The organism is Pseudomonas sp. ADPe, from assembly GCF_014843515.1.
Lineage (GTDB): Bacteria > Pseudomonadota > Gammaproteobacteria > Pseudomonadales > Pseudomonadaceae > Pseudomonas > Pseudomonas citronellolis.
On record NZ_CP062122.1, the window covers coordinates 6905193 to 6923608 of the forward strand.

19 protein-coding genes are annotated in these 18416 nt (G+C 69.1%); 11 read left to right on the plus strand and 8 right to left on the minus strand.

Annotation, left to right across the window (positions count from 1 at the left end; all coding sequences use genetic code 11):
* Window positions 1–117 precede the first annotated feature (117 nt).
* On the plus strand, window positions 118–381 hold the full coding sequence (locus IG194_RS31050) for a hypothetical protein (protein ID WP_009622333.1): 264 nt from the start codon (window positions 118–120) through the stop codon (window positions 379–381).
* A gap of 83 nt (window positions 382–464) precedes the next feature.
* Here IG194_RS31050 and IG194_RS31055 read toward each other — a convergent pair whose 3' ends face one another.
* Entirely contained in the window at window positions 465–779 is a 315-nt protein-coding gene (locus IG194_RS31055) for an I78 family peptidase inhibitor (protein WP_009622335.1), read from the minus strand.
* A gap of 212 nt (window positions 780–991) precedes the next feature.
* Here IG194_RS31055 and IG194_RS31060 point away from each other — a divergent pair, with 212 nt between their 5' ends.
* The 4 genes from IG194_RS31060 to IG194_RS31075 all read left to right on the plus strand — a co-directional run bounded on the left by IG194_RS31060 (window position 992) and on the right by IG194_RS31075 (window position 4656).
* Window positions 992–1357 (plus strand): hypothetical protein, encoded by a 366-nt coding sequence (locus IG194_RS31060; protein WP_009622337.1) that lies wholly within the window; start codon window positions 992–994, stop codon window positions 1355–1357.
* An 801-nt stretch (window positions 1358–2158) separates the two neighbouring features.
* Entirely contained in the window at window positions 2159–3496 is a 1338-nt protein-coding gene (gene potE / locus IG194_RS31065; RefSeq protein WP_009622339.1) for a putrescine-ornithine antiporter, read from the plus strand.
* Window positions 3493–4380, plus strand: a complete 888-nt coding sequence (locus IG194_RS31070) for an amino acid ABC transporter substrate-binding protein (RefSeq protein ID WP_064987601.1) — start codon at window positions 3493–3495, stop codon at window positions 4378–4380. Before potE ends, IG194_RS31070 begins: the two co-directional genes overlap by 4 nt.
* A 36-nt stretch (window positions 4381–4416) precedes the next feature.
* The gene (locus tag IG194_RS31075) at window positions 4417–4656 is read left to right on the plus strand and encodes a TetR family transcriptional regulator C-terminal domain-containing protein (RefSeq protein WP_225617251.1); all 240 of its coding nucleotides are present in this window, start codon (window positions 4417–4419) and stop codon (window positions 4654–4656) included.
* Between the two features lie 446 nt (window positions 4657–5102).
* Here the strand turns inward: IG194_RS31075 and IG194_RS31080 are convergent, their stop codons facing one another.
* A complete protein-coding gene (locus IG194_RS31080) occupies window positions 5103–6788 on the minus strand; it encodes a 2-isopropylmalate synthase (protein WP_058489887.1) in 1686 nt (561 codons plus the stop codon).
* Between the two features lie 135 nt (window positions 6789–6923).
* Here IG194_RS31080 and IG194_RS31085 point away from each other — a divergent pair, with 135 nt between their 5' ends.
* The 3 genes from IG194_RS31085 to IG194_RS31095 all read left to right on the plus strand — a co-directional run bounded on the left by IG194_RS31085 (window position 6924) and on the right by IG194_RS31095 (window position 10436).
* Entirely contained in the window at window positions 6924–7688 is a 765-nt protein-coding gene (locus IG194_RS31085; protein ID WP_009622343.1) for an AraC family transcriptional regulator, read from the plus strand.
* A 240-nt stretch (window positions 7689–7928) separates the two neighbouring features.
* Window positions 7929–8309: a RidA family protein gene (locus tag IG194_RS31090; RefSeq protein WP_058489888.1), complete on the plus strand. Its 381-nt coding sequence runs from the start codon at window positions 7929–7931 to the stop codon at window positions 8307–8309.
* Between the two features lie 126 nt (window positions 8310–8435).
* Entirely contained in the window at window positions 8436–10436 is a 2001-nt protein-coding gene (locus tag IG194_RS31095; RefSeq protein WP_058489889.1) for a peptidase U32 family protein, read from the plus strand.
* Between the two features lie 49 nt (window positions 10437–10485).
* Here the strand turns inward: IG194_RS31095 and IG194_RS31100 are convergent, their stop codons facing one another.
* Together IG194_RS31100 and IG194_RS31105 are read right to left on the minus strand one after the other, a co-directional pair.
* Window positions 10486–11700, minus strand: coding sequence for a cytochrome c biogenesis protein DipZ (locus IG194_RS31100; RefSeq protein ID WP_058489890.1), 1215 nt, complete (start codon window positions 11698–11700; stop codon window positions 10486–10488).
* Window positions 11701–11761: 61 nt separating this feature from the next.
* Window positions 11762–12016 (minus strand): DUF2790 domain-containing protein, encoded by a 255-nt coding sequence (locus tag IG194_RS31105; RefSeq protein ID WP_009622349.1) that lies wholly within the window; start codon window positions 12014–12016, stop codon window positions 11762–11764.
* Window positions 12017–12238: 222 nt separating this feature from the next.
* Here IG194_RS31105 and IG194_RS31110 point away from each other — a divergent pair, with 222 nt between their 5' ends.
* The 3 genes from IG194_RS31110 to IG194_RS31120 all read left to right on the plus strand — a co-directional run bounded on the left by IG194_RS31110 (window position 12239) and on the right by IG194_RS31120 (window position 14875).
* A complete protein-coding gene (locus IG194_RS31110; RefSeq protein WP_009622351.1) occupies window positions 12239–12979 on the plus strand; it encodes a response regulator in 741 nt (246 codons plus the stop codon).
* Between the two features lie 5 nt (window positions 12980–12984).
* Window positions 12985–14277, plus strand: a complete 1293-nt coding sequence (locus tag IG194_RS31115; protein WP_058490997.1) for a sensor histidine kinase — start codon at window positions 12985–12987, stop codon at window positions 14275–14277.
* Between the two features lie 109 nt (window positions 14278–14386).
* Window positions 14387–14875 carry a DoxX family protein gene (locus IG194_RS31120; RefSeq protein ID WP_058489891.1) on the plus strand — a complete coding sequence of 163 codons (489 nt, stop codon included), beginning with the start codon at window positions 14387–14389 and terminating at the stop codon, window positions 14873–14875.
* Window positions 14876–15347: 472 nt separating this feature from the next.
* On the opposite strand, the gene IG194_RS31125 is transcribed toward IG194_RS31120, so the two are convergent.
* From IG194_RS31125 to IG194_RS31140, 4 genes are all read right to left on the minus strand, one after another.
* Window positions 15348–15773 carry an organic hydroperoxide resistance protein gene (locus tag IG194_RS31125; protein ID WP_058489892.1) on the minus strand — a complete coding sequence of 142 codons (426 nt, stop codon included), beginning with the start codon at window positions 15771–15773 and terminating at the stop codon, window positions 15348–15350.
* Window positions 15770–16561 carry a DUF2063 domain-containing protein gene (locus IG194_RS31130; protein ID WP_058489893.1) on the minus strand — a complete coding sequence of 264 codons (792 nt, stop codon included), beginning with the start codon at window positions 16559–16561 and terminating at the stop codon, window positions 15770–15772. Before IG194_RS31130 ends, IG194_RS31125 begins: the two co-directional genes overlap by 4 nt.
* On the minus strand, window positions 16554–17399 hold the full coding sequence (locus IG194_RS31135) for a DUF692 domain-containing protein (protein ID WP_058489894.1): 846 nt from the start codon (window positions 17397–17399) through the stop codon (window positions 16554–16556). The genes IG194_RS31130 and IG194_RS31135 overlap by 8 nt, the downstream gene beginning before the upstream one ends.
* A gap of 61 nt (window positions 17400–17460) precedes the next feature.
* A complete protein-coding gene (locus IG194_RS31140) occupies window positions 17461–17919 on the minus strand; it encodes a hypothetical protein (RefSeq protein WP_058489895.1) in 459 nt (152 codons plus the stop codon).
* Between the last annotated feature and the right edge of the window lie 497 nt (window positions 17920–18416).

The window sequence follows — 18416 nt, forward strand, 5'->3', positions numbered from 1 at the left end:
GTATTCCTGACCGCCCCGATCGGCATCGGGTGAAGCGCCATCCACGGACCCGCAGGCTCGCCCTGCCAAGGCCCTGCGCCCTCAGGTTCATGGTGAACCCATCCAGGAGACAGCCCCATGAAGAAGATCGCCCTCGTCCTCGCCGCCACCCTTGCCCTGCCGCTGGCGGCCATGGCCGACAGCAAGCTCTGCGACGCCAACCTGACGCAGTTGAAGGACTTCATCGCCACGGCCAGCAAGAACGCCACGGGCGTGAAGGTCAACGTGGTCCAGGAGCATATCGACCAGGCCGAGAAGGCCCGCGCCGCCGGCGACTACGAGTCCTGCGTGAACCACACCACCCAGGCGCTGCGCATCATCCGCAAACCGGCCAACCGCTGACCGGGCTCTACCAGTGCGGGAGCCCACACCGGGCTCCCGTCACCCCGCGCCCGGGCATTGCACGCCGGGCGCCGTTTTTCGCCTCAACCGCAGTTGAGCCCGCGCACTATTTCGCTGTCGTCGACATTGATGTTCAGGCGCTGCGAGTTGTATTCCAGGGTCACCGCGTCATGAGGGTGCAGCGCGCGTGCGCTCTGCGCGCCGGAGTCGCGCCGGGCCTGCTCCACCAGCGCCTGGGACAGCGGCTTGCCGACCAGCGACTGCACCGCCCCGGCATTGCAGCGACCGGTTTCGGGCGCGGCGGCGGCCGGGGATTCGGCGGGCTTGTCGGCACTGCTGCAACCGGCCAGCAGGATGGCGCCGAACAGCATGGCCGGCAGGGCTCGATTCAAGGGCATAAAGCCTCCTTGGCTTGAGGGAAAACCGCAACCATAACAAGCCGCGCCGCAGCCGGCCCGGTTTTTGTGTTGCCGGCTGCATCGAATCAGCCCCGGAACGACCGTACGGCGCCCTTTACACAGGATTTACACAGCGCCGGTTACACTTTGCGGGAACAGAATGTCTTAGAAGTATCCGGCCCCCAGGCCGGGAATTTCAGGAGGTAAGACAGATGATTCGCCGGATCCCGCAACTCGCCCTGGTGTTGTGCGCGTCCTTCGCCCTGGCCGGGCAGGCATCGGCCAACAGCAATACCGATGCGGCGGCCATCGGCGCGGTGGTCGGCGCCGTCGTGGGTGGCGCTGTCGTCGCCGGCGCCTCCGCGCCGCCTGCCCCGGTCTACGTGCAACCTGCCCCGCCGCCGGCGGCCTACTATCCGCCGGCCCCGGTGTACTACGCTCCGCCGCCGCCTCCGGTGGCCGTGGTGGTGGCGCCGCCGGTGCGCTATTACCGGCCGGTCTATTATGGGCCGGCGTACTATGGGCCGCGTTATTACGGGCCGCCCCATGGTTACTATCGTGGCTATCGGCACTGGTGATGGATGGATAGTGCCTGGGTCTGGAAGAGCGCCGTTTCCTGTTGAAGGGAACGGCGTTTTTTCTGGGGCATGTTTTGTTTGATTGCGAACCTTTATCCCACGCGCCGATCCTCTCCCCCATCATTCCCGCGAACGCGGGACGCGGCTCCATCGCGAACAGCGCTTGCGCTGGCCCGAAGGGGGAATAAGCCAGTGGCTGCCGGGTTCGCGAGCAAGCTCGCTCCTACGAAAAGCAAAAGCACCTCTGCTCTTGGATTTCCAGAGAAATAGCCGAGCGCACCGGAACGCCCCTTCAGAAGGCCGAGCGAAACCCGCGCTCAGGAGGTCATGCGACATGGATGTCGCGAGAGCCCCGATGGGCTACAGGGACGTACCCTCGGGGCGGGCCTCCGTGGCGGGGGAATTCGCGAGGGTAGCCCGGCTCCATCGGGCCCGTATGCGGGGCAAGCCTTTTTGGTTCCTTTTGTGGCGTTTGACAAAAGGGACTCGCCCGAGGGGGCGAAACAAGAAGGTCGGGCAGACTCGGTGCGGCGCAGAAACACCCAAGCCGAGGCAACTGGGTTATTCCCCTTCGGGCCAGCGCAAGCTTCGCGATGAAGCCGCGTCCCGCGTTCGCGGGAATGACAAGGGTTGAAGGATGGTGCCTGACTTCCAGGCCACTCCGAACGGCCCCCTCCCCACCCGCAAATGCCACCCCAATCCCATTCCTGAAAAACACCCCGCCACTCGATGGCCGCCCCGCCAGGCCGTGCCTATTCTTTGAGCATTCCGCCGCTTCGCTTACCGCCCCAGGAGGCCTGCATGGCCACGACCAGGAAGATGGGCCTCACCGGGCTGACCACCCTGGTGATGGTCAACATGATGGGCTCGGGGATCATCATGCTGCCCTCCAGCATGGCCCAGCTGGGCGCGGTCTCGCTGCTGTCGTGGGTGTTCACCGCCGTGGGCTCCATGGCCATCGCCTACTGCTTCGCCCAGTGCGGCATCTACTGCCCGCGCTCCGGCGGCATGTCCGCCTACAGCGAGGAGGCCCATGGCAAGTCGGCGTTCTTCCTCTGCTCGTACCTGTATTTCCTGTCCCTGGTGATCAGCAACGTCGCCATCAGCCTTTCCGCGGTGGGCTACCTGACGCCCTTCTTCCCCTGGCTGGGCAGCGGCTCGGTGCCCCTGCTCCTCGGGACCCTGGGGCTGATCTGGCTGACCACCCTGGCCAACTTCGGCGGCCCGCGGATCACCGGGCGGCTGGGCTCGGTCACCGTCTGGGGGGTGATCATCCCGGTGGCCGGGCTGGGCTTCTTCGGCTGGTTCTGGTTCCGCCCCGAGGTCTTCGCCGCCGCCTGGAACCCCAACGACCTGCCGGTCAGCCAGGCGATCACCGACAGCATCCCGCTCACGCTCTGGGCCTTCCTCGGCATGGAGTCGGCGGCGCAGAACTCCGACGCGGTGGACAACCCCAAGCGCAACGTGCCGCTGGCCTGCCTGCTGGGCACCCTGGGCGCGGCGGTGGTGTACGTGCTGTCCACCACCGTGATCCAGGGCCTGGTGCCCAACCCGGAATTGGCCAACTCCAGCGCGCCCTTCGCCCTGGCCTATGCGCGGCTGTTCAACGACGGGGTGGGCAACCTGGTGATGGCCCTGGCGGTGATGGCCTGCGTCGGTTCGCTGCTGGGCTGGCAGTTCACCCTGGCCGAGACGGCCAAGGTCACCGCCGCCCAGGGCCTGTTCCCGCAGCTGTTCACCCGCGTCACCAACGCCGGCGCGCCCCTGGCCGGGCTGGTCACCTGCGCGGTGCTGCAGAGCCTGATCGCCCTGTCGACCATCTCGCCCAACGCCACCGCCCAGTTCAACAAGCTGGTGAACCTGGCGGCGGTCACCAACATCATCCCCTACATCACCTCGCTGACCGGGCTGGTGGTGATCCTCTACAAGGCCGGCGTCGGCCTGGAGCTGGTGCGCCGCAACACCGCCGTGATGCTGGTCGCCGCCTGCTACTGCTTCTACGCGCTCTATGCCTCGGGGCTGGAAGCGGTGTTCGGCGCGGCCCTGGTGATGGTGGTCGGCTACCTGCTGTTCGGCTTCATCGCCAAGCGCTTCGTCAAGGCCTACGAGCGCCTCGCCGCGCCGCCGGAGTCGCCATGAACCGCCTGCTCGTTCCCCTGCTCGCGCTGCTGTTGCTGGTGCCCGCCGCCCAGGCCGGCACCCTGGCGCGCATCCAGGCCAGCCATACCCTGACGCTGGGCTTTCTGGCCGACAACGCGCCTTTCTCCGAGGGCGACGAGCGCACGGCCAGCGGCTACGCCATCGACCTCTGCCAGGCGCTGGTCGCCCGCCTGCGCAGCGAGCCGGGCCTGGGCGAGTTGCAGGTGCGCTACCGTCCGCTGCCCCTGGAACAGGCCCTGGAAGCCGTGCACGGCGGCCAGGTCGACCTGTTCTGCAGCCCGCTGGTGGAAACCCTGCAGCGCCGCGAGCTGGTCAGCTTCTCGCTGCCGGTATTCACCGCCGGCCTCGGGGTGATCCTCCGCCGCGACGCCGACCCCACCCTGCTGGCCGCGCTCAGCGGCGCCCCGCGCGAACGCACGCCGACCTGGCGGGCAACCATCAACCAGGGGCTGAACCGGCGCAGCTTCGCCGTGCTGCGCGGCAGCACCAACCTGCAATGGGCGCAGCAGCAGGCCCGCGCCCTGGGCCTGCAGTCGCGCCTGGAGGAAGTCGGCAGCTACCAGGAAGGCGTCGAGCGCGTGCTGCGCCGCCAGGTGGACGCCTTCTTCGGCGAGCGCCTGTCGCTGCTCAACTACCAGGCCCGTTCGGCCGAAGGCGACCGCCTGCAGGTCTCCGAGCACCTGTTCGAAGTGGCCCGCGTCGCCCTGGCCCTGCCCCGCGACGACGACGCCTTCCGCCTGCTGGTGGACCGCGCCATCAGCGAGACCCTGCGCGGCCCCGGCGGCGAGGCGCTGTACAGCCGCTACTTCGGCCGGCCCTCGGAACAGCAACGCATGCTGCTGCGCCTGTACACCCTGCCCTGAGGCGGCGGAAGGTCCAGGGGACAAGGCCTCGCCTGCCTGCGCAGCTGGATGGAACGCGGCCTGATCGCCACGGCCGACCCGCAGCACCTGCTGCTGTTCCTCCGGTCGGCCACCCAGGCGCATACCCACTTCGGCTGGCAGGCCTCGCTGATCACCGGCAAGGCCCGGCCGGCGGAGGCGGACTACCGGGCGGTGGCTGAAAGCGTGAGCCGGCTGGTGCTGGGTGCCCTTGCGGTGGATGGTGCGCGGGGGCGGTTGCGGCCTTTTCCGCTTTAGGGGGCAGCGGACTTTTGTAGGCCGCTCCGGGGCGCTCTTCGTAGGAGCGAGCTTGCTCGCGAATGGGGTTTGCCGGTGGCTACGGTGTTGGGTGCAAGAGCGCCCTCTCCCCAACCCTCTCCCTGAAGGGAGAGGGGGCTTGTCCGTGCCGAGATAAGGAATGGTTTCAGCCGGTAATCACTGTGCTAGCCGGCTAACACCGAACTATCAGCATCTGCCCAACGCCCCCTCCCTGAAGGGAGAGGAGGCTTATCTGTGCCGAGAAGAAGCCTGGCTTTAGCCGGCAATCTCTGTGCTAGCCGGCTGACTCCAGAGCATCAACCTCTGCCCAACGGTCCCCTCTCCCTTCAGGGAGAGGGTTAGGGAGAGGGAGCGGAGTCAGCCGAACACGCCGAAGTCACCAGTAAACCCCGTTCGCGAGCAAGAACTAGGCGTCCCCCTCGCTCCTACAAAAAGCCACCAGGCACTACACGCCCCCCAGCAAAGCGCGACACCGCACAAAGCACAGCCTGAATCGACGCGCTGACGATGTTGGCATGGCAACCGGCGCCGAAGCGCGTGCCCGCCTCCCCCGGCCAGGCCACTTCCACCAGCGCCAGGGCCTGGGCGTCGGCGCCGCCGCCGAGGCTGCGTTCCTCGTAGCCGTCGATGCGGATCGGCAGGCCCAGGGCCGCCACGGCGGCGTCGATCGGGCCGTTGCCCACGCCCTGCAACTGGCGGCGGCGGCCGTCGGCCAGTTCCACCTCCAGCACTATGCCCTGCCCGCCCTCGGCCTCGAACAGCCGGTGGCCGACGTAGGCCAGGGAGCCGCCGGGCCGCGCCGGGGCCAGGTAGGTCTGGGCGAACAGTTGCCACAGCGCCTCGCTGCTCAGCTCGGTCTCGCTGCTGTCGGCCTGGCGCTGCACGATGGCGCTGAACTCCACCTGCATCCGCCTCGGCATCACCACGCCGTGGTCGCGCTGCAGCAGGTAGGCGATGCCGCCCTTGCCCGACTGGCTGTTGACCCGCACGATGCTGTCGTAGGTGCGCCCCAGGTCCCGGGGGTCGATCGGCAGGTAGGGCACTTCCCAGAAGCCATCCGCGGCCTGGGCGGCGAAGCCCTTGGCGATGGCGTCCTGGTGCGAGCCGGAGAAGGCGGTGAACACCAGGTCGCCGACGTAGGGATGGCGCGGGTGGATCGGCAGCCCCGTGCAGGCCTCGGCCACCCGTGCCACGCCGGCGATGTCGGAAAAGTCCAGGCCCGGGTGGATGCCCTGGGTGTAGAGGTTCAGCGCCAGTGTCACCAGGTCGAGGTTGCCGCTGCGCTCGCCGTTGCCGAACAGGCAGCCCTCCACCCGCTGCGCGCCGGCCAGCAGCGCCTGCTCGGCGCAGGCCACGCCGGTGCCGCGGTCGTTGTGCGGATGCACCGACAGCACCACGTGCTCGCGGCGTTCCAGGCGCTGGTGCATCCACTCGATCTGGTCGGCGAAGACGTTGGGCGTGGCCACTTCCACGGTGGTCGGCAGGTTGATGATGATCGGCCTTCCGGGGCCGGCGTCCCAGGTGCGGATGGCGGCATTGCACATGCGCAGCGACACCTCCAGCTCGGCCATGCAGAAGGTCTCCGGCGAGTACTGCAGCACCCATTCGGTCTGCGGGTGCGCCGCCACCTTCTCCTTCAGCAGTTGCACGTGGCGCGCCACCAGTCGCTCCACCTCGTCCACCGACAGGCCGAACACCACGCGCCGCCACACCGGGGCGATGGCGTTGTACAGGTGCACGATCACCCGCCGCGCGCCAGCCACGGCGCGCACGGTCTCGTCGATCAGGTCCTCGCGCAGCTGGGTCATCACCATGGGCGTGACGTCGTCGGGGATGCCGCCCTCGTCGATCAACTGGCGGATGATCTCGAAGTCGGTGCGCGAGGCGGCCGGGAAGCCCACCTCGATCTCCTTGAAGCCCAGCCGCACCAGTTCGGCGAACAGGCGCAGCTTGCGCTCGCGGTTCATGGGCTCGAACAGCGCCTGGTTGCCGTCGCGCAGGTCGGTGGACAGCCACACCGGGGCCTGGGCGATGGTCTGCGACGGCCAGCGGCGGTTGGGCAGGTCGATGGCGGGGAACGGGCGGTACTTGGTTTGCGGGTTCGCTTGCATGGTCTGGCCTCGAACGGGTGTCCGGGCCCAGCATAGGCGGGGCGCAGCCGTCCAACTCGCGCCAAAGGGTCCATCGTTGTCGCGAAAGGGTCATCCTGCGCTAAGCTCGCCCTTCCCCCGCAACGGACGCGCCCCATGGTCGACCACGCCAGCCTGCCCTACGAATCCCTGGAGATGCCGGTCACCGGCGTCGCCATCGACTACCCCAGCGGCCACGTGGTGCCGCCCCACAGCCACCCGCGGGCGCAGCTGATCTACGCCATCGAAGGCGTGCTGGTGGTGGAGACCCCGGCCGGGCGCTGGGTGACGCCGCCGACCCGCGGCGTCTGGCTGCAGGCGGGCGTCGAACACTCGCTGCGCATGCGCGGCGTGACGCGGGTGCGCAGCCTGTTCGTCAACCCCGACGCCATCGACGGCCTGCCGGTCGGCGACTGCGTGATCGATGTGTCGCCGCTGCTACGCGAACTCATCCAGGCCGCCACCCAGGTGCCCGGGCGCTACGAAGGCGACAGCCGCGACGGCCGCCTGATGCGCTTCCTGCTCGACGAACTGCGCAGCCTGCCGGTGCTGCCCTTTCACCTGCCCTGGCCGGACGACGAACGCATCGCCCGGGTCTGCCGCGCCCTGGCGGAAAACCCGGCGCAGGGCAGCAGCGCCGAGCACTGGGCCGAACAGCTGGCGATGAGCCCGAAGACCTTCCACCGCCGCTTCCAGCGCAGCACCGGCATCACCTTCGGCCGCTGGCGCCAGCAGGCGCGCCTGCTGCTCTCCCTGGAAGCCCTGGCCCAGGGCCTGCCGGTGCTGGAAGTAGCGCTGCAGCACGGCTACGACAGCCAGAGCGCCTTCGCCGCGGCCTTCCGCCGACAGTTCGGTGTGGCGCCCTCGGCCTTCTACCGCTGACCTGGACGTAGGGCGAATAACCGTTCGCGGTTATCCGTCGATACACCGAGGCCACGATCGACGCCAAGGTCGGCCCCGGAGCCGCCGGGAATCGAGGCCAAACGGCGGATAACGCCGTAGGCGTTATGCGCCCTACGTCCTGGCCCCGGCGTTGTCCGATGTGCGGTCCCGCACGGATGACGCCACCGGCCCCGGCGGGTAAGCTGCCGCCCCTCGTCCCACCCGCAGAAAGAGGCCCCCATGGCTAACAACGACCTCAGCTTCCTCCCCGACGCCGACCCGCAGTCGATCTCCTCCGACGTCGCCGGCTTCGGCGGCCTGCTGGTCTCCACCCAGATCCCCACCCGCGAGGACGGCAGCCTGGAGCTGGGCGGCATCGTCGAGCAGAGCGAGTGCACCCTGCGCGCGCTGAAAAGCGCCCTGGAACGCGCCGGCAGCTCCATGGAGCGCGTGCTGCACCTGACCATCTACCTCACCGACATGGCCGACCGCGCCGCCTTCAACGAGGTCTACCAGCGCTTCTTCGCCAACCCCTGGCCGGTGCGCGCCGCCGTCGGCGTGGCCGCCCTGGCGGTGGAAGGCATGCGCGTGGAAGTCACCGCGCTGGCCGCCAAGGCCTGATGCCGCTGCGACGCCGCCCGGCACCCCGCCGGACGGCGCCGCCATCGGGCAGCGCACGGGTGCCGCGCCGGCGTTTCGCCGCTACAATGCGCGCCTTGCCGTGTCACGCCTGATGAAGAAGAAACCATGTCCCTGCCCAAGAACCATCTGGAACTGCTCAGCCCTGCCCGCGATGTGAGCATCGCCCGCGAGGCCATCCTGCATGGAGCCGATGCCGTGTACATCGGCGGCCCGAGCTTCGGCGCCCGGCACAACGCCTGCAACGAGGTGAGCGACATCGCCCGGCTGGTGGAATTCGCCCACCGCTACCACGCGCGCATCTTCGTCACCCTCAACACCATCCTCCACGACGACGAGCTGGAACCGGCCCGCGCGCTGATCCACCAGCTCTACGACGCCGGCGTCGACGCGCTGATCGTGCAGGACCTGGGCGTGCTCGACCTGGACATCCCGCCGATCGAACTGCACGCCAGCACCCAGACCGACATCCGCACCCTGGGCCGGGCGAAGTTCCTCGACCAGGCCGGCTTCTCCCAACTGGTGCTGGCCCGCGAGCTGAATCTGAAGGAAATCCGCGCCATCGCCGACGAAACCGACGCGGCCATCGAGTTCTTCATCCACGGCGCGCTCTGCGTGGCCTTCTCCGGCCAGTGCAACATCTCCCACGCGCAGACCGGGCGCAGCGCCAACCGCGGCGACTGCTCCCAGGCCTGCCGCCTGCCCTACACCCTGAAGGACGACCAGGGCCGCGTGGTGGCCTTCGAGAAACACCTGCTGTCGATGAAGGACAACAACCAGAGCGCCAACCTCAGCGCCCTGGTCGACGCCGGCGTGCGCTCCTTTAAGATCGAAGGGCGCTACAAGGACATGGGCTACGTGAAGAACATCACCGCCTACTACCGCCAGCGCCTGGACGGCATCCTCGCCGAACGCCCGGACCTGGCCCGCGCCTCCAGCGGCCGCACCGAGCACTTCTTCCTGCCCGACCCGGACAAGACCTTCCACCGCGGCAGCACCGACTACTTCGTCAACGAGCGCAAGGTGGACATCGGCGCCTTCGACTCGCCGACCTTCACCGGCCTGCCGGTGGGTGTGGTGGAAAAGGTCGGCAAGCGCGACCTGATCGTCGCCACCGAGCAGCCGCTGTCCAACGGCGACGGCCTCAACGTGCTGGTCAAGCGCGAGGTGGTGGGCTTCCGCGCCAACATCGCCGAGCCGAAAGGCGAATTCGAGGAAGACGGCGAGAAACGCTACCGCTACCGCGTCGAGCCCAACGAAATGCCCGAGGGCCTGTACCGTCTGCGCCCCAACCACCCGCTGTCGCGCAACCTCGACCACAACTGGCAGCAGGCCCTGCTGAAGACCTCCGCCGAGCGCCGCGTCGGCCTGTCCTGGCTGGCCCGCCTGCGCGAGGAACGCCTGGAACTGACCGCCACCAGCGAGGAAGGCGTGAGCGTCAGCGTCGCCCTGGACGGCCCCTTCGGCGTGGCCAACAAGCCGGAGCAGGCCCTGGAGCAACTGCACGACCTGCTTGGCCAGTTGGGCACCACCCAGTACCACGCCGAGCGCATCGAGCTGGACGCGCCGCAGGCGTACTTCATCCCCAACTCGCAACTCAAGGCCCTGCGCCGCGAGGCCATCGAGGCGCTCACCGCCGCCCGTGTCGCCGCCCACCCGCGCGGCAGCCGCAAGGCCGAGACGAACCCGCCGCCGGTGTACCCCGAGGCGCACCTGTCGTTCCTGGCCAACGTGTACAACCACAAGGCCCGCGAGTTCTACCACCGCCACGGCGTGCAACTGATCGACGCGGCCTACGAGGCCCACGAGGAAGCCGGCGAGGTGCCGGTGATGATCACCAAGCACTGCCTGCGCTTCTCCTTCAACCTGTGCCCGAAGCAGGCCAAGGGCGTCACCGGCGTGCGCACCAAGGTCGCGCCCATGCAACTGGTGCACGGCGACGAGGTGCTGACGCTGAAGTTCGACTGCAAGCCCTGCGAGATGCACGTGATCGGCAAGATGAAGGGCCACATCCTCGACCTGCCGCAGCCGGGCAGCGCGGTCAGCCAGGTGGTCGGCCAGATCAGCCCGGAAGACCTGCTCAAGACCATCCGCCGCGCGCCGCACTGAGGCGCCAACACGACAGCGCGGGGCGGCCCCATGACCGCCCCGCCGCTGTTCAGCCCGCCGGCTGCCCGCGCTCCTTGAGGAGTTGGCGGATGATCGCCTCCTGCCCCTGGTAGTCGCCTTCGCCCACGTGCTGGTAGCGCACGTGGCCCTTGGCATCGATGAAGTAGTGCGCCGGCCAGTACTGGTTGGCGAAGGCGTTCCAGATGCGGTACTGGTTGTCCAGCGCCACCGGGTAGTGGATGTCGTTGCGCGCCACGGCCTTCGCCACGTTCGCCGGAATGCGTTCGTAGGGATACTCCGGGGTGTGCACGCCGATCACCACCAGGCCCTGGTCGGCATACTTCTTCGCCCACTGGTTGACGTACGGCAGGGTGTGCTGGCAGTTGATGCAGTCGTAGGTCCAGAAGTCCACCAGCACCACCTTGCCGCGCAGCGCTTCGCTGGTCAGCGGCGCGCTGTTGAGCCACTGCACGGCGCCGTCCAGGCTGGGCATGGCGCCCAGGTCGGCCAGGTCGGCCAGGTCGGCGGCATTGGCACTGGGCATCAGTTTGTCGAGCAGCTTGGGCACACCATCCAGAACTTTGTGCTCCAGCACGGCCAGGGTGCGCGAGGCGCCGGAGCCCACCAGTTGCGCGCTGGCGCCGCTGCCGATGACCACCACCGCCAGCAGGGCCAGGGCCCCTGCCCCGCGACGCAGCCACTCCAGCGCACCCAGCGACGGCCGCAGGCGCTGGTACAAGCCACGCCCGAGGAACAGCGCGGCGCCCAGGGCGACGGCGCTGCCCAGCCCATAGGCGAACAGCAGCAGGCTGGTGGACGCATTGGGCCCCTGGAGCATGGCCCCGGAGAGGATCAGCCCGAGAATGGGCCCTGCGCAGGGCGCCCACAGCAGGCCGGCGGCGAAGCCCAGCAGCCAGGCGGAAAGCGCCGGCGGCAGGCCACGGGCCTGGCCGTGCAGGCGGTCGCCCAACCAGGCCCAGGGCCGCGAAATCCAGGTGCCGAAGCGTGGCGACAGCAAGGCCAGGGCGGAAAGCCCGAGCAGCCCCAGGGCCAGGTAGCGGCCGACCTCGCTGGCCTCCACCACCCAGGCGCTGGACACCGCCGCCAGGCTGGCCAGCACGGCGAAGCCGCTGGCCAGGCCCGCCAGGGTCAGCAGCGGCGACCAGGCCGGCCCGCCGGCGCGCTGCAGCAGCAGCGGCAATACAGGAAGGATGCAGGGGCTGAGCAGGGTCAGCACCCCGCCGAGAAAGGCGACGATCAGCATGGGAATCTCCTTTTGAAGGGGGCTGGAGCGGCAGGGCCATCCCTGGCCGGGGCGGCGTGCATCAACCGCCTTCGTTGCAGTCGCTGGAGAACTTCTGGTAGGCCAGGCTATGGGGCTGGCCGTTGGAGTCCAGGTAGTCCATGCGCGCCTGCACCACCTGGCAGCTGCCGGGGTCTTCGTGCAGGGCCAGGACCTTCTTCACGTCCAGCTGCTGGCCGTAGTGGTACTGCTCCACCGGCGCGGGGGCGCTGGCGGCGAAGCTGGCCAGGGGCGCGGCGAAGGCGAACAGGGCGGCGGCAAGAGTCAGGGTTTTCATGGCGGTGTCCTCAGTGTGGGTTCGTGGCGCGGAGGCCTTGTGCCTTCCGCTTGGTGCCCATTTCACCCGCCGCGGGTATCCCGCCTGTGTCCGCCACGGCCTGCGAATGCCGCCCCAGGTATCGGCGCGGCGAATAGATACACTGGTATACAAACCCTGGCGGGAATGCGCCGCCTTGCTCTATACACTTGCCCCAACGAACGCACCGATTGGGGAACCACCATGGAACATGTCGATCACGTCCTGATCGTCGACGACGACCGCGAGATCCGCGAGCTGGTCGGCAACTACCTGAAGAAGAGCGGCCTGCGCGTCAGCCTGGCCGCGGACGGCCGGCAGATGCGCGCCTTCCTCGAAGCCAACGCGGTGGACCTGATAGTGCTGGACATCATGATGCCCGGCGACGACGGCCTGAAGCTGTGCCGCGAGCTGCGCGTGGGCAAGCACAAGGCCACCCCGGTGCTGATGCTCACCGCGCGCAACGACGAGACCGACCGCATCATCGGCCTGGAAATGGGCGCCGACGACTACCTGACCAAGCCCTTCTCCGCCCGCGAGCTGCTGGCGCGGATCAACGCCGTGCTGCGGCGCACGCGCATGCTGCCGCCGAACCTGTCGATCACCGAGAGCAGCCGGCTGATCGGCTTCGGCCCCTGGCGCCTGGACACCAGCGCGCGCCACCTGCTGGACGCCGAGGGCACCCTGGTCGCCCTGAGCGGCGCCGAGTACCGCCTGCTGCGGGTGTTCCTCGACCACCCGCAGCGGGTGCTCAGCCGCGAGCAACTGCTGAACCTGACCCAGGGCCGCGAGGCGGACGTCTTCGACCGCTCCATCGACCTGCTGGTCAGCCGCCTGCGCCAGCGCCTGCGCGACGACGCCCGCGAGCCGGACTGCATCAAGACGGTGCGCAACGAAGGCTACGTCTTCTCGCTGCCGGTGCAGCTCATCGAACCCGCCGAGTGACCGCCATGCCCCGCACCCTGGCAGCGCGCCTGGCGCTGATCTTCCTCACCGGGCTGGTGCTGGCCTACGGCCTGTCCTTCAGCTCGCAGTTCTACGAACGCTACGTCAGCGCGCGGAGCATGATGCTCGGCAACCTGGAAAGCGACGTGAGCACCGCCGTGGCCCTGCTCGACCGCCTGCCGGCGAACGAGCGCGAGCAGTGGCTGCCCATGGTCGACCGCCCCAACTACCGCTACCGCCTGGACGAAGGCGAACCCGGCCAGGCCATGGACATGGCCCGGGCGCCCATGGCCGCGACCAGCATCGAGAGCGCCATCGGCTCGCGCTACGCCCTGCGCTTCGAAACCCTCCCCGGCCCGGCCGCGCACTTCCAGGCGCACCTGCGCCTGGCCGACGGCAGCCCGCTGACCATAGACGTAACCCCCCGCGGGGTGGCGGCGGTGGCGCGCTGGCTGCCGGTGGTGCTGGTGCTGCAACTGGCCGTGCTGCTGATCTGCACCTGGCTGGCGGTGCGCACCGCGATCCGCCCGCTGACGCGCCTGGCCCAGGCCGTCGACCATCTCGACCCGGACACCCCGGCCGCGCCGCTGGACGAGAACGGCCCCAACGAAGTGGCCTACGCCGCCCGCGCCTTCAACGCCCTGCAAGGCCGCATCGGCGACTACCTGAAGGAACGCATGCAACTGCTGGCAGCCATCTCCCACGACCTGCAGACGCCCATCACGCGCATGAAACTGCGCGTCGAGCAGATGGAGCCGTCGCCGGAAAGCGAGCGCCTGTGGAGCGACCTGGAAGAAATGCAGCACCTGGTCCGCGAAGGCGTGGCCTACGCCCGCAGCATGGACGGCGCCAGCGAGGCGCAGCGCCGCGTCGACCTCGACGCCTTCCTCGACAGCCTGGTGCTCGACTACCAGGACGCCGGCCAGCAGGTCAGCCTGCAAGGCCGCGCCGAGGTGCCCCTGGAAACCCGCCCCCACGCCCTGCGCCGGGTGCTGGGCAACCTGCTGGACAACGCCGTGAAGTTCTCCGGCGCCGCGCAGCTGGAAGTGGGCCGCGAGGACGGCAAGCTGTGTATCCGCGTGCTCGACCGCGGCCCGGGCATCGCCGAGGAAGAACTGGAGGAAGTCCTCAAACCCTTCTACCGCGTGGAAAGCTCGCGCAACCGCAGCACCGGCGGCACCGGCCTGGGCCTGGCCATCGCCCACCAGCTGAGCCAGGCCCTGGGCGGCCGCCTTACCCTGGCCAACCGCGACGGCGGCGGCCTGTGCGCGCAACTGGAACTGCCGCTCCCGGCCTGAGCGAGCGTACAAGCCGATACAAGGCGGCCCCCGGCGGGACACATCCGGGACAAGCCGCCTTGCCAGTATGGCTCCACCCGCCGACTCCCCGGCCCAAGGAGACATCGCCATGCAAAGCACCCTCGCCACCACCCTGCGCCCCCTCGACCGCCTCGGCGCCTGGAGCGCCGACATCCCCCTGCGGCTGTTCCTGGCCTGGGAATTCCTCGAATCCGGCCTGGAGAAGTGGAACGGCGAAAACTGGTTCGCGCAGATCCACGACGCCTTCCCCTTCCCCTTCGACCGCCTGCCGGCGAGCCTGGACTGGCAAATCTCCCTGTGGGCCGAACTGATAGCCCCGGCGCTCCTGCTGCTGGGCCTGGGCACCCGCTTCGCCTCGGCGGTGCTGATGGTGCTGACGCTGGTAGCCATCGCCGCCGTGCACTGGCCGGCGCACTGGTCCAGCCTGGGCGAACTGGCCATGGGCTACTCGATCAGCGATAACGGCTATGGCAACTACAAGCTGCCGTTGATCTACCTGGTGGCGCTGGTGCCGCTGCTGCTCAAGGGGGCCGGGCGGTTGAGCCTGGATGCGTGGTTGGGGCGGCGGTTTGCGTAGGCTGCCGCATAGCCCTGACGAACCCGCCGCATGGCGGGTTTTCTTTTGTGTAGGAGCGAGGGGGGACGCCCAGTTCCTGCTCGCGAACAGCTGTCACCTGTTGCGCAGGTGTCTTGGCTTGACCCTGCTCCCTCACCCCAACCCTCTCCCAAAGGTAGAGGGGGCTGTCCCGTGCGCTTTGGAAGCTCGGCGCTGTCCTTTTACCGCTGCCCTGCGGGCTTCCAGAAGGCGTAGGAGCGAGCTTGCTCGCGAACCGCGACGTATCAGGATGACTCCGAATCCTCCGGCCACTCTGGACGGCCCCCTCTCCCCCTGGGAGAGGGCTGGGGTGAGGGAACGGAGGCGATCCGAAAAGCCCTCGCCAACGGTAAACACCCTTCACCAGCAATCTCCAAGCCCTCGCCTCCCCCAAACGAAAAAAGCCCGCGCACCTGACCAGTCACGCGGGCTTTCCAATCATCACCTCACCCCATCACGGAACCTCGAAAGTCACCTCGATATTCCCCCGGGTAGCCCGGGAATACGGGCAGATCCGGTGCGCCGTCTCCACCAGCTTCGCCTTGTCCCCGGCAGGCAGTCCCGGCAGTTCCACCGTCAGCCTGGCCGCCAGGGCGAAGCCGCTGCCGTTGTCGGTGGTGCCCAGGGTCACGTCGGCGGCCACCGCCACGTCGGCCGGCAGGCGGATATCCAGTTTCTGCCCGGCGCGGCGCAGGGCGCCTATGAAGCAGGCGGACCAGCCCACGCCGAACAGCTGCTCGGGGTTGCTGCCGGGGCGGCCGGAGCCGGGTGGGCTCAGGCGCACGTCCAGTTCGCCGTCGCTGGAACTGCCGCGGCCATCGCGGCCACCGGTGGTGCGGGTGTGGGCTGTGTAGAGGATGCTGTCCAGGATGTCGGTCATCGCGGTGTCTCCTTGGGGGCTGGGGAAGGCTGTCGGCGGTGGGTGGCGCACAGGTTGCGCGTGCCGAGCACCACGCCTTGTGCGTGAAGGCTGCGCAGCAGGGCCAGGCCCTGCCGCAGGATGGGTTCGGGGTCGGCGCCGATGGCCTCGGCCAGCGCCAGCAGGTGCTCGCGGCCGCTCAGTTGGCGGTCGCGCACGGACTCCAGCAGCGCGTGGGCCAGCGGCGCCAGACGGGCGAAATGCACCTGCTCGTCGTCGCCGCGGCGGGCCAGCAGCAGGGTCGGCTGCTCCGGCGGCTGCTCGGGCAGGTGGCCGGGGCCCAGTTCGCTCACCGGCCAGGCGTAGGTCAGCGGCCAGGCCAGGGACGACAGCAGCGGCACGCCGTGCAGCAGGTTGCCCTGCGGATCGTGGGCCGGCTCCTGGCTATCGCTGAGCAACAGGGCGGTCTCCACCCATTCGTAGTGCGCCAGCTCGGCGGCCCAGGCCGGCGCGTCTATCCCGCCCTGTTCGAGGAAGGCGACGAACTCGCCGGCCAACTCGGTGAACAGCGGCGTCTGGCAGCGGTAATCGGCATAGAAGGCTTCCGTCAGCGCCTGCCAGTGGGCCTCGGCCAGGCTGGCGCGCAGCACCGGGAAGCTGCCGGCCAGCAGCGACTGCACGTTGCCCAGGAACAGCTGGCGGTACACGGCCAGGCGCCGTGCCTCGATGCCCGGCGGCGGCGCGTTGCGCTGCGGGTCGCGGATGTGCCGGGCCAGTTGCAGCTGCTGCTCGCGCAGGGTGTCAGCCATGGCGCACCTCCCGCGGTGCGGCGGCGCCTTGCAGGGTGCGGATGTGCTCCACTTCCGCCAGCAGCTCGGCCAGCGGCGGGAGGTTGAAGTCGCGCTCCAGCAGCGTCGGCACCAGGCCGCAGTGGGCATAGGCCTGCGCCAGCAGGCTCCACACCGGCTGTTGCACGCTGGCGCCGTGGGTGTCGATCTTCAGGTCCGGCGCCTCGTCGTAGTGCCCCGCCACGTGGATGCAGGTCACCCGCTCGGCGGGCACCCGGGCGAGGAAATCTGCGGCGTCGTAGCCGTGGTTGCAGGCGTTGACCACCAGGTTGTTGACGTCCAGCAGCAGGTCGCAGTCGGCTTCCGCCAGCACGGCCCGCAGGAACTCGATCTCGCTCAGCGCCTGGTAGGGCGCGGCGTAGTAGGAAATGTTCTCCACCGCGATGCGCCGCCCCAGCACCTCCTGGGCCTGGCGGATGCGCGCGGACACATGGCGCACCGCCTCGTCGGTGAAGGGCAGCGGCAGCAGGTCGTAGAGCTGGCCGTCGTCGGAGCAGTAGCTCAGGTGCTCGCTGAACAGGCCAACGCGGTGGCGGTCGAGGAATTGCCGGGTGCGCCGCAGCAGTTCCAGGTCCAGCGGCCCGGGGCCGCCGAGGGACAGCGACAGGCCGTGGCAGGCCAGCGGGAAGCGTTCGGCGAGCTGCGCCAGGCCGTCGCCGTAGGCACCGCCGACGCCGATCCAGTTGTCCGGCGCGCATTCGAGGAAGTCCACGGCTGCGGCGGGCATCGCCAGCAGCTCGGGCAGCAGTGCACGACGCAGGCCGAGGCCGGCCCCGCGCGGTAGGGAATGGGCATTCATGGCAAGGCTCCGCGGAGGAGGAACGCCCTCCCGGCAGGGAGGGCTGGGTGGCGCGTCCGGCTTAGTGGCGGTCGCCCTGGAACCTGGCGAACAGCCCGGCCGGCATTGGCTTGCCGTTGGATTCGAAGACGTTCTTCAGGTGCTGGTAGGCCTCGGCTTCGGAGATGAAGCCGTCGTGGTCGGCGTCGATCCTGTCGAAGTCGCCGGCGCGGTCCCTGGCCACGGCCAGGAACTCGTCGCGCGAGACCTTGCCGTCGTGGTCGCTGTCGGTGCGCGTGAAGGAAGCGTCGCCGCACTTGCCCTCCCCGCACTTGCCTTCGGCCTGGGTCGCCTTGGCCTTGCTGGCGCCGCACTTGCCTTCGCCACACTTGCCCTCCCCGGCCTTCTCGGCGGCGGCGAGCTGGTAGCCCTGGGGCAGCGCCTCGACGGCGAAGGCCGAGGTGGCCAGGTTGGCGCCGCCCACCAGGGCGATGGCGAGCAGGCCGATGCGGGTCTTGGTCTGGATCGGGTTACGGGACATGGGTGGTTCTCCGATGCTGGGCGCTTGGGGCGCGGGTCTGGGGCTTGGTCGGACCGGGATGCGCGAGGGGCTGGCTTTCGAAGCCCGCCGGGTGTCGCGTCCGGGTGTGGCCATTTGGCCCGCGCCATGTATCGGTGGCGTATCGGAGGGGGGTTGGGTTTGTATGCGTGCCGTGTGGAGGGGCGGGTTGGATACATTGGGATACAGCGGCTTGGGGGTGGCTGGCGATGTGGGGGTCAAGAGCCCCTCACCCCAGCCCTCTCCCGGAGGGAGAGGGGGCCGTTCGGCGTGGGTGGATAACACGGCGTCAGCCGGGAGGTTCGTAGGGCGGATAACCGTTCGCGGTTATCCGCCGTTGGCCGTGCCACCGGGATGTCCGGCGTGGCCGGCGAATCCAATCGCGGACGGAGTCCGCTCCTACGCCTTCCGGCAAATATGACGCCACGTAGGATGGTGTTGAGCGAAGCGATACCCATCGCCGCGGCAGCATGGGTTTC

What these genes read in the sequence shown, in the direction of transcription:
- IG194_RS31050 (WP_009622333.1), top strand. Translation starts at nt 118, where the DNA reads ATGAAGAAGATCGCCCTCGTCCTCGCCGCCACCCTTGCCCTGCCGCTG.
- IG194_RS31055 (WP_009622335.1), bottom strand. Translation starts at nt 779, where the DNA reads ATGCCCTTGAATCGAGCCCTGCCGGCCATGCTGTTCGGCGCCATCCTG.
- IG194_RS31060 (WP_009622337.1), top strand. Translation starts at nt 992, where the DNA reads ATGATTCGCCGGATCCCGCAACTCGCCCTGGTGTTGTGCGCGTCCTTC.
- potE (WP_009622339.1), top strand. Translation starts at nt 2,159, where the DNA reads ATGGCCACGACCAGGAAGATGGGCCTCACCGGGCTGACCACCCTGGTG.
- IG194_RS31070 (WP_064987601.1), top strand. Translation starts at nt 3,493, where the DNA reads ATGAACCGCCTGCTCGTTCCCCTGCTCGCGCTGCTGTTGCTGGTGCCC.
- IG194_RS31080 (WP_058489887.1), bottom strand. Translation starts at nt 6,788, where the DNA reads ATGCAAGCGAACCCGCAAACCAAGTACCGCCCGTTCCCCGCCATCGAC.
- IG194_RS31085 (WP_009622343.1), top strand. Translation starts at nt 6,924, where the DNA reads ATGGTCGACCACGCCAGCCTGCCCTACGAATCCCTGGAGATGCCGGTC.
- IG194_RS31090 (WP_058489888.1), top strand. Translation starts at nt 7,929, where the DNA reads ATGGCTAACAACGACCTCAGCTTCCTCCCCGACGCCGACCCGCAGTCG.
- IG194_RS31095 (WP_058489889.1), top strand. Translation starts at nt 8,436, where the DNA reads ATGTCCCTGCCCAAGAACCATCTGGAACTGCTCAGCCCTGCCCGCGAT.
- IG194_RS31100 (WP_058489890.1), bottom strand. Translation starts at nt 11,700, where the DNA reads ATGCTGATCGTCGCCTTTCTCGGCGGGGTGCTGACCCTGCTCAGCCCC.
- IG194_RS31105 (WP_009622349.1), bottom strand. Translation starts at nt 12,016, where the DNA reads ATGAAAACCCTGACTCTTGCCGCCGCCCTGTTCGCCTTCGCCGCGCCC.
- IG194_RS31110 (WP_009622351.1), top strand. Translation starts at nt 12,239, where the DNA reads ATGGAACATGTCGATCACGTCCTGATCGTCGACGACGACCGCGAGATC.
- IG194_RS31115 (WP_058490997.1), top strand. Translation starts at nt 12,985, where the DNA reads ATGCCCCGCACCCTGGCAGCGCGCCTGGCGCTGATCTTCCTCACCGGG.
- IG194_RS31120 (WP_058489891.1), top strand. Translation starts at nt 14,387, where the DNA reads ATGCAAAGCACCCTCGCCACCACCCTGCGCCCCCTCGACCGCCTCGGC.
- IG194_RS31125 (WP_058489892.1), bottom strand. Translation starts at nt 15,773, where the DNA reads ATGACCGACATCCTGGACAGCATCCTCTACACAGCCCACACCCGCACC.
- IG194_RS31130 (WP_058489893.1), bottom strand. Translation starts at nt 16,561, where the DNA reads ATGGCTGACACCCTGCGCGAGCAGCAGCTGCAACTGGCCCGGCACATC.
- IG194_RS31135 (WP_058489894.1), bottom strand. Translation starts at nt 17,399, where the DNA reads ATGAATGCCCATTCCCTACCGCGCGGGGCCGGCCTCGGCCTGCGTCGT.
- IG194_RS31140 (WP_058489895.1), bottom strand. Translation starts at nt 17,919, where the DNA reads ATGTCCCGTAACCCGATCCAGACCAAGACCCGCATCGGCCTGCTCGCC.